A 15,937-nucleotide genomic window follows, 5' to 3' on the forward strand; every position below is an offset into this window, starting at 1 on the left:
TGGCCAGAGCGAAGCGGAGGCCATTTTAATCGTGCTGCTTCGCAAGGGCCTGCACCATATCGTGTATCCCCTTGCGCACCTCGGCGGGAGCCGTTACTTCCACCTTGCCGCCAAAGCCGCACACCCAGCCGTAGAACTGGGGGCTGACGCATACCGGCACATCAAAGTGAAAATATGCACCGTCTTCCTCCGGCACGAACAGCGGCGTTTTGCCAAAGCGGTCGCGCATGGCGCTTTCCAGGTCGGCGGTGCAGCGCAGGGTGACCCGGTGCTCCGGCCCGCCGAACATGTTGAAGTGCTTGCGCAGATAGGCGGGCAGGTCGAACTGGCGGAACTCGGCCTTGCCCCGGCGGGCATCGCCCAGCACCGTCACGGAAGACATGCGGTCCACGCGGTAGTTGCGGATGCCCGCAGGCTCTTTCTCGTCCTGATAAGCGATAAGGTAGTAGCAGCCGTTTTCCCATGCCAGCTGCCACGGGCTGACGGTGCGGGTGCCGTCGTCCTTGTAGCGGAACCGCACCATTCTGCCCGCATTGATGGCGCTGTGCAGCGCATCGATGCTGTAAAGCAGGGTGTGGCTGTCGCTTTTGGGGCGGCCGTCCACGTACACCTGACGCTGCAGCTGGGTGCCTTCGTAGTCGGAGCAGAGGGCTTCCAGTTTATGGATGAGTTTACTGCTGGTGCGTGCCGACACAACCTTGCTGGCCTGTACGGCATCCACCAGCAGCTTCAGCTCAGAAAGCTCAAAGGTGCGGCTGGCCAGCCAGTAGCCGCCGCCGCGCCCGCGCCGCAGCTGGATGTCATACCCCAGACTGCGCAGGGTGTCGATATCGCTGTAGATGCTTTTGCGCTCGGCAAGAATGTCCTGCTGTTCCAGCAGCTCTACCAGCTGCGGTACATTGAGCAGGTGTTCTTCGTCGGTCTTTTGTTCCAGAATGCGCAAAAGGGTCAAAAGCTTGGATTTCTGGCCTTCCTGCTTGGGCATGGGAGCACCTCCGGTTTATTCGGGCAGTTTTTTGTCGAACGCCGCGCGGCGCTGGGTGGAAAGACGGAACATCTGTTCCAGCTTATCCCGGTCGTCGGCCACAAGAGCAGCGCGCATTTCCTGCAGAGCGGCATCGAACTGGTCGATCTCGCTGATGAGGTTTTCCTTATTCCACAAAAACAGCTCTGCCCACATTTTATCGTTGATGCGTGCAATGCGGGTCAGGTCACGGAAGGAGTCGCCGGTGTACTCGCACAGCGAAGAGTTATCGTTGGCGCACATCAGGCTCACGGCGATGGCATGGCACAGCTGGCTCACATAGCCGATCATCTTGTCGTGCTCCTGCACCGTCAGGGTGCAGATGTGGTGGAAGCCCAGCACTTCGGCCAGGTCCTTTGCCCACTGAATGGCTTCGGGCGTGTTCTTTTCCGTGGGGGTGATGATGAAGTTGGCCGGGGCAAAGTTCACCTCGGCGGCGTGCTCCACGCTGGAAGTCTCGCGGCCTGCCATCGGGTGGCTGGCAATGAACTCCACGCCCGCCGGGCACATGGCCTGCACCGGCTCCACAAGGCCGGTCTTTACGCCGGAAACATCGGTAAAGATGCAGCCGGGCTTGAGCAGATGGCCGTAGGTGCGGAACCACTCGATGAGGGCCGTGGGGTACAGACCAAAGATGATGTGGTCGGCGCTGCTCACAAGGTCCTCAAAATCGTGGGTCTTACCGCTGGCGATATAGCCGTGCTCTAGCGCGTACTGCAAATGCCCTTCGCTGCGGTTGATGCCGTCCACATGGAAACCGGCTTTTGTCAGTTCCAGCGCGTATTTGCCGCCCAGCAGGCCAAGGCCTACCACGAGATAACGTTTTGTTTTATCAAGCATATTCCACCTCCGCGCCCAAGGGCTTGATGGCTTCAAAGAAATTCGGCCAGCTTTTTGTAATGGCTTCGGCATCGTCCACGGTCAGGGGGATGCCCGTACTCAGGGCCAGCACCGAAAGGCTCATGACCACACGGTGGTCATTGTGCCCATGCAGAGCACCCGCCGGAGCGTGCAGCCTGTTCGCGCAGCCGTGCACCGTAATGGTGCCGCCCTCGCTTTCCAGCACGCCGCCGCAGGCACGCAGCTCGGCCTCCATGGCAGCGATGCGGTCACTCTCCTTCAGGCGTAAACGCTCTGCGTTGCGGATGACTGTAGTGCCTTCGCACAGCAGGCCCAGCACCATAAGCACAGGGCCAAGGTCCGGGCAGTCCGCAAGGTCGATGTCCACCCCGTGCAGGGGGGCCTTTTCAAAAGAGATGCCCTCTGCCGTGCGGGTAAACACCGCGCCGCACCGGCGCAAGATGTCCAGAATGGCGGCATCGCCCTGCAGCGTCTCCGGGGCAAGGCCGGTGATGGTCACGTCGCCGCACACTGCACCCAGCACCGCCGGGAACGCGGCCTGACTGTAATCGCCCTCCACGGTGTAATCGCAGGGGTGATAGTGCTGCCCGCCCGGGATGGCAAGAGTGTTTTCGTCCAGCCAATGGCTCTGCACACCGAAGGCTGCCTGCACAGAGCGGGTCATATCGATGTAGCTGCGGCTCTCCACCGGCGGGATGAGGTGCAGCGTGCTGTTGCCGGAAAGCAGCGGCAGAGCAAACAGCAGCCCGCTGATGAACTGGCTGGATACATTGCCTGCAAGGCAGTATTCGCCGGGGGTCAGTGCCCCTTCCACGGTCAGCCCGGCAGCGCTCTGCTCAAACCGCAGGCCCTGCTCCCGGTACAGAGCTTCATACACCGACTGAGGCCGCTCCATCAGCCGCCCGCGGCCGGTGAAGGAAACTGCCTGTCCGGTCAGGCTGGCGATGGGGATGAGAAAGCGCAGGGTGCTGCCGCTCTCGCAGCAGTCCACCGGCGCGGCAAGGGGCACAAAATGCCCCAGCCCTTCCACCACAGCGTCGTCTGCGCCGGTACGCACACGGGCACACAGCTGTGCCGCTGCGCCCAGCGTGGCAGAGATGTCCTTGCTGAATTCGAGGTTCGTGATGTGGCTGCGGCCCTCGGCCAGTGCCGCGCAGAGCACAGCACGGTGGGCCATGCTCTTGCTGGGTGGGGCAGTGATGGTGCCGCCCACGGAACGCGCGTTCTGAATCGTTACCAGCATAGGCCGTTACATATCGCGGCCAATGGCCCATGCCACCTGACGGCACTTTGCCATGGCCTGTGCGAAGGAATCCGGGGTCAGGCACTGTGCGCCGTCGCTCCATGCGTGCTGCGGGTCGTAGTGGACCTCCACTTCCAGACCGTCGGCACCGGCGGCCACGGCAGCGATCATCATAGGCTCGACCAGATTGGCCTTGCCGGTGGCGTGGCTGGGGTCCACGATGATGGGCAGGTGGGTCTTTTCGTGGATGATGGGCACTGCAGAGAGATCGAGGGTGTTGCGGGTGTACTTCTCGAAGGTACGGATGCCGCGCTCGCACAGGATGACCTGCTCGTTGCCGCCGGCCATGATGTACTCGGCGCTCATGATCCACTCCTCAATGGTGTTGCACAGGCCGCGCTTGAGCAGCACGGGCTTGTGCATCTTGCCAACGGCCTTGAGCAGCTGGAAGTTCTGCATGTTGCGGGCACCGATCTGCACCACGTCCACGTACTCCTCAAACTCCGGGATACGGTCCTCGCTCATCAGCTCGGAGACGATGGGCATGCCGGTGGCCTCGCGGGCCTTTACCATATCCAGAATGCCCTCGGTCTCAAGGCCCTGGAAGGAGTAGGGAGAGGTGCGGGGCTTGTAGGCACCGCCGCGGAACAGGGTGGCACCGCCGGCCTTCACGCCCTGTGCAATGCGCAGAGCCTGCTCTGCGCCCTCGATGCTGCAGGGGCCTGCCATGACGGCGATCTTTTCCTTGCCGCCGATCTTCACGCCGCCGCAGTCGATGACCGAATCTGCCGGGTGGAACAGGCGGTTTGCGCGCTTATAGGGCGCGGACACGCGGGTAACGTTGTCGATCCACGGGTTTGCCAGCACGTCCCGCTCGTCGATCTTGGTGGTGTCGCCCACCAGACCAAACACGTTGTAGTTCTTGCCGGTGATGAGGGTCACGTCCAGACCCTGCTTCTCGAATTTGTCAACGATCTTTTCCAGTTCGTCCTTCGGAGTCCCTTTTTTGGTGGAGATGATCATAGTGATAATTTCCTTTCGTTTTTACATCACGATATGCGCCTTGCTGGAGCCGTCGGTGCGCAGCAGCTGGGCCAGATAAATGCAGGCGTGCAGGTAGCCCTGCGGGCCTTCCCCGATGAAGTGGCCCTGACAGCCAAAGGATACCACGTCCGTCTTGCGGAAAGGCTCCCGCTCGTCCGGGGCGTGCAGCATCACTTCCACGGCGGGTACGCCGCACAGGCGCAGCGCATCCAGAATGGCCACGCTGTAGTGGGCGTAGGCCCCGGGGTTGAGCACGATGCCGTCCACCCGGCCCGCTGCGGCCTGAATTTCGTCCACGAGGTCGCCCTCGTGGTTGGACTGGCAGCAGTCGGTCTCGATACCCAGCTGTTCGCAGCCTGCCTGCACATAGTCCATGATGGCGTTATAATCCAGCTCACCGGGTACGCCAGGCTCCGACCAGCGCATGATGTTGAGGTTCGGGCCGTTAAGAATCAAAAATTTCATCCAGTGCCTCCATGGCGGCATGCAGGGCATCGTCCAGCGTGCCGTTGTTGGGAATGACAGCATCCGCCGCTGCCAGATACAGCGGACGGCGCTGTGCTTCCATCTGGCGCAGTGCGTCCATGCTGGAAGAAAGCGGCCTGCCGCCGCCCACGGCCAGTTCATCCACCAGCCGGTCGATGAACAGAATGACACCGTTCTGGTGCAGAGCACGCAGATTCTCCGGCTTTTTTACAATGCCGCCGCCGCAGGAAATGAGCTGTCGGCCCTCTTTGCCAAAGCGCTGTGTTTCGGCAGTTTCCTTTGTGCGAAAGCCGTCCTCGCCCTCGGCTGCAAAGATATCCGGGATGCTGCGGCCGTCGGTCTTTACGATCTCCTCATCCAGATCCACAAAGGTACGGCCAAGGCTCTTTGCCAGCATCCTGCCGAGGGTGGTCTTACCGGAAGAGGGCATCCCGATCAGGGCAATGTTCAGCATATCCCGGCGCAGTGCGGCGGTGATGCGCCGAATTTCAACCGGCGCATCCTCGAACTTGCGGTCCAGAAAATATTCTGCGGCATACACCGCCTGCGCCACCAGCATTTCAAGGCCGCCCACAGCCACCGGCACGCCCGCTTCCTCGGCGCGGAGGATGAGCTCGGTCTTGTCGGGGTTGTACACCACATCCACTACAGCCTCGAGGTCCGGCATGGCGGCAACGTCCAGATTGCACACACCTACATTCGGGTACATGCCCGCCGGGGTGGTGTTGATCACGATCTGCGCCCCGCTGGAAACGGCCTCGGCATAGCTCAGTTCGCCCTTTTCCGGGTCCGGATGGCGGCTGACGGTGAGCACCTTTGCCGCACCCTTGTCCCGGGCCACAGCGCTGGTGGTGTTGTGGGTGCCGCCGGTGCCCAGAATAACCACCGTTTTGCCTGCAAAGCTCACGCCGTGGGCGTCGCACAGGTGGGCAAAGCCCATATAATCGGTGTTATAGCCGTAGAGCAGGCCGTTTTTGTTCACCACCGTGTTCACCGCCCCGATGGCCTTGGCCCGCGGGTCGATGTAGGAGCAGTATTCCATCACCAGCTTTTTATAGGGGATGGTCACATTGATGGCCTTGAACTGCCGCTTTGCCAGAAAAGCCCGGGCCTCTTCCTCGGTGGGCAGAGGGCACAGGTCGTAGTGGTAGCCGCAGAGCATCTCGTGGATGATCTTGGAGTAGGAGTGGCCGAGTTTTGCGCCGATGAGTCCGTATTCCATTTTACTCGTCCTCCTTCCGGAAGCTGGTGGGGTGGGTCATCCAAGCCTCGCCGTAGCGTGCCGTGAGCAGGTCGCCCACAGCCAGTGCGGCGGCGCAGGTCTGCACGATGGCGGCTCTGGGCACGATGCAGGGGTCGTGACGGCCCTGAATGGACAGCTGTGCGTCCTTTTTGGCAAGATAGTCTACTGTATCCTGCTGCTTGTAGATGCTGGGTGTGGGTTTGACCACGGTGCGGAACACCACCGGCATCCCGTTGGCGATGCCGCCGTTGATGCCCGCATTGTGGTTGGTGGCGGTCACCACCGCACCCTCCGGTGTCATGCGGAAAGCGTCGTTTGCTTCGGAGCCGCGCATTCCGGCAAAGCCGAAGCCGGTGCCGAACTCGATGCCCTTGACGGCGGGGACGGAGAATACCAGATGCGCGATCTCGCTTTCCACGCTGTCAAAATAGGGCTCACCGATGCCTGCCGGCAGGCCGAGGATGGCGGTTTCCAGCATCCCGCCCACGCTGTCGCCCTCCGCACCGGCGGCACGGATGGCGGCTTTCATGGGTTCTTCTACGGTTTCATCCAGCACCGCAAAGCCCTCGGGCTTGCTGGCAAGGGCTTCCACCTGAGCAGAGAGCTGTGCGGCATCATCCTGTGCAAAGCGGGTGTCCGCAATGCCAGCGCACTCTGCGATATGGGTGGTGATGTCGATGCCCGCACGGCGCAGTGCGCTCAGCACAATGGCACCGCCCGCCACAAGGGCGGCCGTCACCCGGCCGGAGAAGTGCCCGCCGCCGCGCGCATCCTGAAAGCCGTGGTACTTGGCGTAGGCGGTGTAGTCTGCATGGCCGGGGCGCAGAAGGTCTGCGGTCTTGGCGTAATCGCCGCTGCGGGTGTTGGTATTTTCGATCATCAGGGCAATGGCGGTGCCGGTGGTGCGGCCGTTCACCACGCCGGACAGCAGCTGCACGGCATCTGCCTCCACCCGGGGAGTGGACAGGCCGTCGCCCCGGGCACGGCGCTTGTCCATGCAGGCGGCGAGAAAAGTCTCGTCCACCGGCAGGCCTGCGGCCATGCCGTCCAACACCGCGCCGATGGCGCGGCCATGGCTCTCGCCAAAAATGGTCAGCGAAAGGTCGCTGCCGAATGTATTTTTCATGGCTTACTCCTCAATGCCCAGCAGGGGACGCAGGCCCTCCACCGGGATGGTCTCGGCGCGCCAGCAGCCCAGACCCGGCACCTTGATAATGGTGATCTGGCCGCTCTGTGCCTTTTTGTCGTGCAGCATTTCAGCCAGCACCTTTTCCTTATCGTAAGTAGTGCGGGTGGGCAGGCCGAGGCGGCGGTACACCGCGCGCACCCGCTTCTGCAGTGCCTTGGATTCGATCATGGGCAGCATGCCCAGCGCCACGCACTCGCCGTGGTAAAGGCCCACGGTGCGGCGGCCCTTGATGCCCTTGACGGCCTCGATGCCATGGCCGATGGTGTGGCCGAAGTTGAGCGCCTTGCGCATGCCCTGCTCAGTCTCGTCCTGCTCCACGATGTTCTTCTTGAACCGCAGGCTGCGGCAGATGATCTCGCCGATCTGGGCATCCACGTCGCCATTTTCAAAGATCGCGAACAGCTCGGGGTCTGCCAGCAGGCTTGCCTTGACGGCTTCTGCCAGACCGTTGATGAAGTGACGGCGGGGCAGGGTGGCAAGGGTGTCCGGATCCACGATGACGAGCTTGGGCTGCCAGAAAGCGCCCACGATGTTTTTGGTATCGCCCAGATCCACGGCGGTCTTGCCGCCGATGGAGGAATCGATCATGGAAAGGGTGGTGGTGGGGCAGTTGATGAAGTCGATGCCCCGCATGTAGATGGAAGCGGCAAAACCGGCCAGATCGCCCACCACGCCGCCGCCCACGGCGATCACCAGATCGCCGCGGCCCATGCCGAATTCCAGCATCTGCTTGAGGACGGATTCCAGAATTTTAAAGCTCTTGCTGGCTTCGCCCTGCGGCACCGTGATGATGTGGGCATCCTTGCACTGGTCGGCCACCATCTGGGCGTACTGTGCGGGCACACCACTGTCGGTCACAACGGCCACACGGCGGTCCAGCCGGGCGAACTGGTACAGGTTTTCCAGCGAGCCGCTCTTGACGATGATGTCATAGCTGCGCTCGCCCAGATTCATGGTCAGCTTGGTTCCGATAAATTCACTCATTTGGTATACACTCCTAACAGCCGCACGGTACGGCAGGTGCGGTCAAGCTCACGCAGCAGCGCGGCGGTCTCGTCGGCGGTGGGGTCGCCCACCAGCTCCACGTAAAAATAATATTCAAACGGCACATGAGGCATGGGCCGGCTCTTGATGGACTCCATATTAAAGCCGCTGGCACCGATGATCTGGATCACCTCGCCCAGCTTGCCGGGTTTGTTGTCCACCGTGAACAGCAGCGAGAACCGGTTGCCGCCGGTAGGCTTTTCGCGGCTGAGCACGATAAAGCGGGTGGTGTTGTCGCCGTCGGTGTTGATGCTGGGCACCAGCACCTCCAGCCCGTACAGTGCCGCCGTCTCCACGCTTGCAATGGCCGCTTTGGAGGAGTCGCCGCTTTCGGCCACGAACTTTGCGGCCATGGCGGTGTTGGCCATGGCGGTGGCGGGCAGGCCGAACTGCCTTAAAAAGGTCTCACTCTGGGCGATGGCCTGCTGGTGGCTGTAGACGCTTTTGATCTGGTCAAGTTTTGTGCCCGGCAGCACCAGAAGATTCTGGGAGATGGGCAGATCGTACACATCCACCACCCACAGCGCCGGATGGTTATAGCACAGATCCAGCACGGCGGAAACATCGCCCGCATGGCTGTTCTCAAAGGGAACGACGCCCCGGGCAGCATCGCCGCGTTCCACCGCGTCAAACACCTCGTCCCAGGTGGGATAGCTCACAGCCTCGGCGTGGGGGAACAGCGCCCGGAGGGCAATGTGGGCAAAGGCGCCCTCCACGCCCTGATAGGCGGCGCGGTTTTGGCTCAGCACCACGGCTTCGTACTGCTTTGCCACGTCCATCAGGTTCTGCACGTGGTCTTTATAGTAGGGCCGCAGGGCCGGGTCCTGAATGCGGGCCGCAGCCTTTTCCAGCACTGCCGTCTCGCGGGCGGCATCGTAAACGGGCAGGCCATGGGCTCTTTTGTATTCGGCCACCTGCAGCACAGCAGCCATCCGCCGCTCAAACAGCGCAGCCAGCTGGGCATCCACCGTGTCGATCTCGGCGCGTGCCTGTTCCAGTGCGTCCATGGGTTCACATCCTTTTGTATGTATGATAAATACCATCAAGATAATAGATACCCAGTAAGTATACCATAACTGGGACGGAGAAACAACAAAACCTCCGGCGTTTCAAAGGGGAGAATATTTCAAATCAGATATGTGTAAAAAGAACAAAATAGAAAACGAACTCCCTCAGTCAAACCCTTGCGGGTTTGCCAGCTCCCTCAAAGAGGGAGCCGCTGACAAAGCGGAAAAGTTTCCGGCTCTGCCAAGGGCCCCATCCCCGAGGGGGCTGTCGCCGAAGGCGACTGGGGGAGTTTTGCTTGCACATTATCTGTTTTTCAGCAGTTCTTCCCTGCTGCGGGCTTTGCCGTAATATCTCCCATAGGGATTATCCAGCGCCTGTGCAAGGGAGACCGGCTTTTCCGGCTCTGGCCTTTGCACCGGCTTTGCTGTGCGGTCAAATGTGAACCCGGCGGCAGGCCCGCCGCGCTTTACCCGGAACCGCATGGCTCAGCCCTCTGCACTGGCGGTAGAAACAGCCCCGGCGGTCAGCTTGTTCCACAGTTCTTCGCCGCCCTCAAGCAGGTCGGCGGAGTCCTTGTTCCATGCGCCGCGGATGCCGATATAGTACCGGCTCATCAGCTCCTGACTGGAGCCGCTTTCGCTCTGCACGGCATCAGAAGCGTAATCGCCCAGATCAAGGCCCGCCAGCACCGGGCAGTCGGTCCAGCGGTAGACCATGTTCCACCAGTCACTGTCTGCGTCGGACTGCGGCAGGCTGCCGTCGAGGTAGCGCAGGGTGCCGGTGGTCTGCTGGAACCCGGCTGGGTCGTACAGGATGAAGATGGAGCTCAGCGCGCCCTGAATGTCGGTGGAAAGTTTGGTGGTGCCTGCCATGTCAAGGTAGGCATCTGAGTCCTCGTTGCCAAAGTCCATGGTGTAGAGGTTCAGCTTTACCATCACCTTGCCGTCCCCGTTCCGGTCTTCGCCGTAGGCGGCAAGGGCGTCCTGCAGGGCGGTCTGGGTGGCTTCCGGCAGGTAGTGGGGTGCCACAACGGCCACGTTATAGTCTGCATGGACGGTAAAGAAATACTGCCCGATGAAGTTGTAACCGAAGAACACCACGATGATGCCGATGATGATGACCCACTTGAGGTTATAATCCCACCAGTTGGCCCAGCGTTCCTTGCGGGTGTACTGGCGCTGTTTGCGGGGCTGGAGGTCTTTGGGGTCAATATCGCGTTCGTAACGGTAGCTTGCCATGGGGCAGTTTCCTCCAAGTTCTGATTTACAGCTGTGCCAGAATGGCCTGACGCACAGCGTCCGGCAGCTGCTTCTGCTCGGCCTTGCTCATGCCTGCAGTCCGGATGGGCGGCAGCACCTTGATATGCACGCTGCCCGGATGGCACAGGTTGCCATTGTTCTCAAACAGGGCACGTGCACCGGTAATGGCCACCGGAACCACCGGTGCGCCGGTCTTGACGGCAATGCGGAATGCACCGGCCTTGAACTCACCGGCACCGCCCTCTTCCCCCTTGTAGCGGGTGCCCTCCGGGAAAATGACGAAGCTCTTGCCGCTCTCCACAATGGCAGTGGCATCGTTCAGGGCGCGCACGGATGCCCGCAGGTCGTCGCGCTGCACGAACACGCAGCCCAGCAGCTTCATCCAGCGGTTCAGCAGCGGGATCTTTTCCAGTTCTTCCTTGGCAAGGATGCCGTGGGGCTTATCCAGACTGGCCAGCAAAAGCGGGATGTCGTAGTAGCTGCGGTGGTTGCCCACGAACACGCAGGCCGTATCTTTGGGGATATTCTCAAGGCCCTCCACGCTCAGGGAAACGCCGGTCACCTTTAAAATGCCCCGGCTCCAGTGCGGGATATGCTTGTTGACAAGCTCTTCCACCAGCTGCATGTCGCCTGCAGCCAGAGCGCGTTCCGCCCGGCGCAGCACGCCATAATGGACGATCATATAACCAAATAAGTAAATAAACATCGCAATCGTGCGAAAAATGCTCATTGCGTTTTCCTCCCTCCGGCAAAATATGCCATTGTCATTGTATCACACTTTTTGTAAAAAGGGGAGAAATAACACTTTTTTTACAAATCGGAGGATCTGCGGTCTTGCAAAATTGACAAAATGCGGGTATATTTATAGTTGTAAAGCCAGCACAATGGCACTTTCTGCACGAAATGCTTTCTGCCGGCCCAATGGATGAAGAGAGAGGTACCATACGAACATGGGTTTATTTCCTTCCGCAAATGACTTCAAGGCCGGTAAGGGCGTTGAAAAGGATGCTCCCCGCAAGACCGGCGTGGGCCGTTTTTTTGAGCTTGTGGGCCGTGATATGAACGGCATGTTCCTTGCAAACCTGCTGGCCTGCATCGGCTTTCTGCCGGTGATCTGTCTGGTGTACATCGGCTTTCTGGCAAACAGCCTGCCTGTCATGCTGGCAAGCGCGGTGGTAGGCGGCATTCTGGCCGGGCCTGCGCTGGCCGGCATGTACGATACCGTGCTGCGTGCCCTGCGTGACGAAGCCGGTTACTGGTGGGTGACCTATCGCCGTGCCTTCAAGCGCAACTTCAAGGCCAGCATTGCGCCGGGCATCTTCTACTGTGTGGTGGTCACGGCGCAGATCTTCCTTGTGTATTTCTGCTTCAATATGCTGAGCAAGGGCACCAATGTGGGCGTGCCGCTGTGGGTGGCCACGGTGCTGAACCTGCTCATCTTCCAGATGCTGTTCGCCTACATGTGGCCGCAGGTGGTGCTGCTGGATCAGCCCTTCAGCCTGACCGTGAAAAACAGCATCAACTGCATGATCGCGTTCCTGCCCCACGCACTGGCGGCGGCCATCGTGCAGATCCTGTTCTGGGGCGTGGTGATCCTGTGCATGCCGCTGGGCCTGCTGCTCATGCTGATCTTCGGCTTCTGGTTCGTGACCGAAGTATCCTGCCAGATCATCTACGGCGATATTGAAAAGGTGTTCCACATTGAGGAGAGCATCCGCAAAATGAAGGATGCCGAGCTGGAAGCCGCCCTCCAAGAGGATTACGGCGAAAGCACCGACGACACCGAAGAGTAAATTTGAACTTCCGCAAAGGAGGGGTGCTCCATGGAACAACGGAATAATCTGGTTTTGCAGGGCACCGAGACCTTCTCCCGCGGGCAGCTGGACAATGTGGCACTGGACGGCGGTGCACTGGTGCTGGACAGCGTGGCGGGCCGCTGCCTGCAATACGGCAGCTACACCACGCCGGAATTTGCCATGCCGGCCTTCTGCAACCTGAATGTCAGCTGGAACGCCTTTGCGCCCCACAACACCATGGTGGAGGTGCGCTGCCGGGTATATGCCGGAGGAAACTGGACCGGCTGGATGAGCTTTGGCAAGTGGGCACCGGGCTACCCCCGCTGCAGCTGCAATTCCCAGAGTGACGACGGCATGATCTTCCTCATGGGCGATACCGTGACCGTGGCAACGCCCGGCGGCGGCACCGGCGTGCAGCTGCAGGTGAACCTTTCCACCAACGATGACAAGGTCTCGCCCGCAGTGCGCCTGCTGGCCGCGGCAGTGCGGCCGCTGGCGTGGGAGAAGCACAACGGCCACCCGCTGAACCGGCAGCTCTATCTGCCGGAATACTGCCTTGCGGCCCACGATCCCAGCTTTGGCCGCACCATGGATCTGCCGCTGGTCATGGCGGCACTGATGAACTGCTGGGGCGAGGATGTCCTGCCCGAAGAAGTGGCCTATGTGATGGAGGACATGGCCCACAGCACCACCGCCAATGCGGCCTTTGCGGCTGCTGCCGCCGGCTGCTGCGGCTACCCCTGCTGGCAGGCATGGATGGACCTTGCCGACCTGCGTGCCCAGATCCACGATGACTGCTGTGTGGCAGTGCAGGTGGAGCGGCGCATCCGCGGCCAGCGGGACCCGGTGCGGGTCTGGATGGGCCTGCGCGGCTTTGGCCACGACGATGCCGTAATGGCAGATTATGTGCTGCTGAACGACCCCACCGCAGATTCCAACGGCGCAGTGAACTGCACCATGGCGCTGGTGGACTTTATGCGTTACTTTACCGGGCGCGCCATCGCCCTGCGGGCAAAACCCCGCGATGTTGCCGCCAACCGTCCGCTGCGGATGCGCTGCGATCTGGTGCCCGGCGAGACGGCAGACGTTTACTATTTTGAGCAGCGCGGCGTGAAGGACCCGCTGCCGGAAGGCTTTTCCGGCTGGGTGGCCTGTGCGTGCCACGACGGTGTGGCCCACGCCACCACCGCCCACCGCAGCTTCTGCCGGATGGAGCGCACGCCGGAGGGCGGCATCCGCTTCCCGGAAAAGATCATGGCCGCAGGCTGCCGCTGCAGCGTGTATGCAGTGGACCAGACCGGTGCCATGCGCGTGGCGGAGGTGCGGCTGCCAAAGCCGCGCCCCACGCCGGAGCAACCTGTTTCCCAGGCACAGGAAAAGCCGGCGGAATGACCGGCCCGACCCAAAGCCTTTGGGCTATAGATCAAGACATAGGAGGAACACATTATGGCAAAGACGATCATCACTTTGGGACGTGAATACTGCACGGGCGGCCGCTACATCGCTGAAGATGTGGCAAATGCGCTGGGCATCAAGCTTTACGACAAAGAGCTGATTACCATGGCAGCAAAGCACTCCGGTCTTTCGGAAGAAGCTGTTGCCGCCAGTGAAAAACGGCATACTCACAGCCTGCTGTACAGTCTGTACACCATGGGCAATGAGCTGCCGCTGGGCGATCAGGTGTTCATTCTTCAGAGCCGCATCATCAAGCAGCTGGCCGAGGAAGGCCCCTGCGTGATCCTGGGCCGCTGCGGCGACTATGTGCTGCGTGAGCGCAAGGATGTGCTGCGCGTGTTCGTGTACGCCCCCAAGGAGTGGCGGCTGGAATACGCAAAGACCAATCCTCTGGTCAAGGCCAAGGACGAAAAGGGCATCAAGGACGAGGTGGAAAAGACCGACCGCAACCGTTCTGCCTACTACAACTACTACACCCAGAACCGCTGGGGTGATGCCCACAACTATGATCTGGCCATCAACGCTGCTCTGGGCCGCGAGACCTGCGTGAAGATGATCCTGGACGCAGCCGCCGCCAAGGAGAAGAACCTTGGCTGACCGCCCGGGCGCTTCAAAATAAAACAACGATGATTCGTGGGTAGGGTGCTTTTGCACCCTGCCCACGTTTCGGGCAACGGCGACTGCTTTACTCCTTCAGTCACGGCTCCCGCCGTGCCAGCTCCCTCGAAGAGGGAGCCTTTGGCAGTATGATGGAGTTTCTGATTTTGCCAATGCCTCCCTCATTGGGGGAGGTGGCATCGCGCAGCGATGACGGAAGGAGTTATTCGGCAGCGGCCTTGCCATATTCCCTGTAACCTCAACATCAAAAAGGAGCAAACGTGGAAACAAAGCAACCCCAAACCTCTCCCGCCCAAACGCGGGAAAACATTATGGGCACCATGGAGATCAACCCTCTGCTGGTCAAGCTGAGCGTGCCCATGATGATCTCCATGCTGGTGCAGGCGCTTTACAACGTGGTGGACTCGGTGTTCGTGTCCCATGTGAGTGAAAGCGCCCTCACCGCTGTGTCCCTCGCCTTCTCGCTGCAGAATGTGATGATCGCTGTGGGCGTGGGCACCGGCGTAGGCGTGAACGCCATGCTGTCCAAAAGTCTGGGCGAAAAGAACCAGAGCCGCGCCAATGCCACGGCGAAAAACGGCATCTTTCTTTCGCTGTGCAGCTTCGTGGTGTTCCTCGTCATTGGCCTTACCTGCATGAAGCCCTATTTCTATGCACAGACCAGTGATGCGGCTATTGCGCAGCAGGGCATCCAGTATCTTTCGGTGTGCTGCATCTTCAGTCTGGGCCTTTTCACCCAGACCATGGGCGAAAAGCTGCTGGCCGCTACCGGCCGCACCCACCTGAGCATGATCAGCCAGCTGGTGGGTGCCGTGGTGAACATCATTCTGGACCCTATCTTCATCTTTGGCTACTGCGGTGAGGCCCTCAGTGGTACCACCGGCGCAGCTGTGGCAACGGTCATCGGCCAGTTCTGCGGCGCAGGCATGACCCTGTTCTTCAACCTGAACAGGAACCCAGATATCCAGATCAGCTTCAAGGGCTTCCGCCCCAGTGCCAAGGCCATTGGCCGCATCTACACGGTGGGCCTGCCCAGCATTGCCATGCAGTGCGTGGGCAGCCTGATGACCTTTGGCATGAACCTGATCCTCATGAGCTTCTCGGCCACAGCGGTGGCGGTGTTCGGTGTGTACTTCAAGCTGCAGAGCTTCGTGTTCATGCCCATCTTTGGCTTGAACAACGGCATGGTGCCCATCATCAGCTACAACTACGGTGCCCGCAGACCGGACCGCGTGAAAAAAACCATCAAGCTGGCAGTCTGCTATGCCGAGTGCATCATGCTCATTGGTTTCTGCATCTTCCAGTTCGCACCGGATAAGGTGCTTGGCATCTTTGCGGCCAGTGATGCCATGCTGGCCATTGGCATCCCAGCCATGCGCATCATCTGCCTGCATTTCCTGCTGGCGGGTGCCAGCATCGTGCTCAGCTCGGTGTTTCAGGCACTGGGCAACGGTGTGTTCAGCCTGATCGTTTCGGTCTGCCGGCAGCTGTTCGTGCTGCTGCCGGCCGCATGGCTGCTGGCACAGACCGGCAATGTCAACAATGTCTGGTGGGCCTTCCTCATCGCTGAGATCGTCAGTGTCCTGCTGAGCCTTGGCTTCTACGCCCGCATCAACAAAAACATCATTGCCCCCATGTATTCCCCTGCCGAATGAGGGGCGTGAAAA

16 protein-coding genes are annotated in these 15,937 nt (G+C 60.6%); 4 read left to right on the plus strand and 12 right to left on the minus strand.

All coding sequences use genetic code 11. From position 1 onward, the window contains the following. Positions 1–25: 25 nt before the first annotated feature. From GKG34_RS09495 to GKG34_RS09550, 12 genes are all read right to left on the minus strand, one after another. Positions 26–985 (minus strand): WYL domain-containing transcriptional regulator, encoded by a 960-nt coding sequence (locus GKG34_RS09495; RefSeq protein ID WP_154256088.1) that lies wholly within the window; start codon positions 983–985, stop codon positions 26–28. Positions 986–1,000: 15 nt separating this feature from the next. Continuing rightward, on the minus strand, positions 1,001–1,864 hold the full coding sequence (locus GKG34_RS09500) for a prephenate dehydrogenase (protein WP_005943522.1): 864 nt from the start codon (positions 1,862–1,864) through the stop codon (positions 1,001–1,003). After that, complete coding sequence (gene aroA, locus GKG34_RS09505; protein ID WP_154256089.1) at positions 1,857–3,128, minus strand: 3-phosphoshikimate 1-carboxyvinyltransferase; 1,272 nt, start codon at positions 3,126–3,128, stop codon at positions 1,857–1,859. The genes GKG34_RS09500 and aroA overlap by 8 nt, the downstream gene beginning before the upstream one ends. A gap of 6 nt (positions 3,129–3,134) precedes the next feature. Beyond that, complete coding sequence (gene aroF / locus GKG34_RS09510; RefSeq protein ID WP_097776943.1) at positions 3,135–4,151, minus strand: 3-deoxy-7-phosphoheptulonate synthase; 1,017 nt, start codon at positions 4,149–4,151, stop codon at positions 3,135–3,137. A 21-nt stretch (positions 4,152–4,172) separates the two neighbouring features. Continuing rightward, positions 4,173–4,637, minus strand: a complete 465-nt coding sequence (locus tag GKG34_RS09515) for a type II 3-dehydroquinate dehydratase (RefSeq protein ID WP_097774636.1) — start codon at positions 4,635–4,637, stop codon at positions 4,173–4,175. Continuing rightward, positions 4,618–5,880, minus strand: coding sequence for a shikimate kinase (locus GKG34_RS09520; protein ID WP_154256090.1), 1,263 nt, complete (start codon positions 5,878–5,880; stop codon positions 4,618–4,620). Before GKG34_RS09520 ends, GKG34_RS09515 begins: the two co-directional genes overlap by 20 nt. A gap of 1 nt (position 5,881) precedes the next feature. Then, positions 5,882–7,027, minus strand: coding sequence for a chorismate synthase (gene aroC / locus GKG34_RS09525; RefSeq protein ID WP_097781198.1), 1,146 nt, complete (start codon positions 7,025–7,027; stop codon positions 5,882–5,884). Positions 7,028–7,030: 3 nt separating this feature from the next. Further along, positions 7,031–8,074: a 3-dehydroquinate synthase gene (gene aroB, locus GKG34_RS09530; protein ID WP_097774639.1), complete on the minus strand. Its 1,044-nt coding sequence runs from the start codon at positions 8,072–8,074 to the stop codon at positions 7,031–7,033. Beyond that, complete coding sequence (locus GKG34_RS09535) at positions 8,071–9,141, minus strand: prephenate dehydratase domain-containing protein (protein WP_005943511.1); 1,071 nt, start codon at positions 9,139–9,141, stop codon at positions 8,071–8,073. The genes aroB and GKG34_RS09535 overlap by 4 nt, the downstream gene beginning before the upstream one ends. Positions 9,142–9,444: 303 nt before the next feature. Next, entirely contained in the window at positions 9,445–9,624 is a 180-nt protein-coding gene (locus GKG34_RS09540; RefSeq protein ID WP_005943509.1) for a hypothetical protein, read from the minus strand. 3 nt (positions 9,625–9,627) lie between these two features. Then, positions 9,628–10,380 carry a hypothetical protein gene (locus tag GKG34_RS09545; RefSeq protein WP_005943507.1) on the minus strand — a complete coding sequence of 251 codons (753 nt, stop codon included), beginning with the start codon at positions 10,378–10,380 and terminating at the stop codon, positions 9,628–9,630. Between the two features lie 25 nt (positions 10,381–10,405). Then, positions 10,406–11,131: a lysophospholipid acyltransferase family protein gene (locus GKG34_RS09550; protein ID WP_005943505.1), complete on the minus strand. Its 726-nt coding sequence runs from the start codon at positions 11,129–11,131 to the stop codon at positions 10,406–10,408. A 220-nt stretch (positions 11,132–11,351) separates the two neighbouring features. Here GKG34_RS09550 and GKG34_RS09555 point away from each other — a divergent pair, with 220 nt between their 5' ends. The 4 genes from GKG34_RS09555 (at position 11,352) to GKG34_RS09570 (ending at position 15,925) form a co-directional block, all read left to right on the plus strand. Further along, positions 11,352–12,194 (plus strand): DUF624 domain-containing protein, encoded by an 843-nt coding sequence (locus GKG34_RS09555; RefSeq protein WP_005943504.1) that lies wholly within the window; start codon positions 11,352–11,354, stop codon positions 12,192–12,194. A 30-nt stretch (positions 12,195–12,224) separates the two neighbouring features. Then, positions 12,225–13,589 (plus strand): hypothetical protein, encoded by a 1,365-nt coding sequence (locus GKG34_RS09560; RefSeq protein WP_154256091.1) that lies wholly within the window; start codon positions 12,225–12,227, stop codon positions 13,587–13,589. 54 nt (positions 13,590–13,643) lie between these two features. Next, positions 13,644–14,249, plus strand: a complete 606-nt coding sequence (locus GKG34_RS09565; RefSeq protein WP_097774644.1) for a cytidylate kinase-like family protein — start codon at positions 13,644–13,646, stop codon at positions 14,247–14,249. A 281-nt stretch (positions 14,250–14,530) separates the two neighbouring features. Then, the gene (locus GKG34_RS09570; protein ID WP_347563450.1) at positions 14,531–15,925 is read left to right on the plus strand and encodes an MATE family efflux transporter; all 1,395 of its coding nucleotides are present in this window, start codon (positions 14,531–14,533) and stop codon (positions 15,923–15,925) included. The last annotated feature ends 12 nt before the right edge of the window (positions 15,926–15,937 follow it).

Source organism: Faecalibacterium sp. BIOML-A4, assembly GCF_009679665.1.
Classification (GTDB): Bacteria; Bacillota; Clostridia; order Oscillospirales; family Ruminococcaceae; genus Faecalibacterium; species Faecalibacterium taiwanense.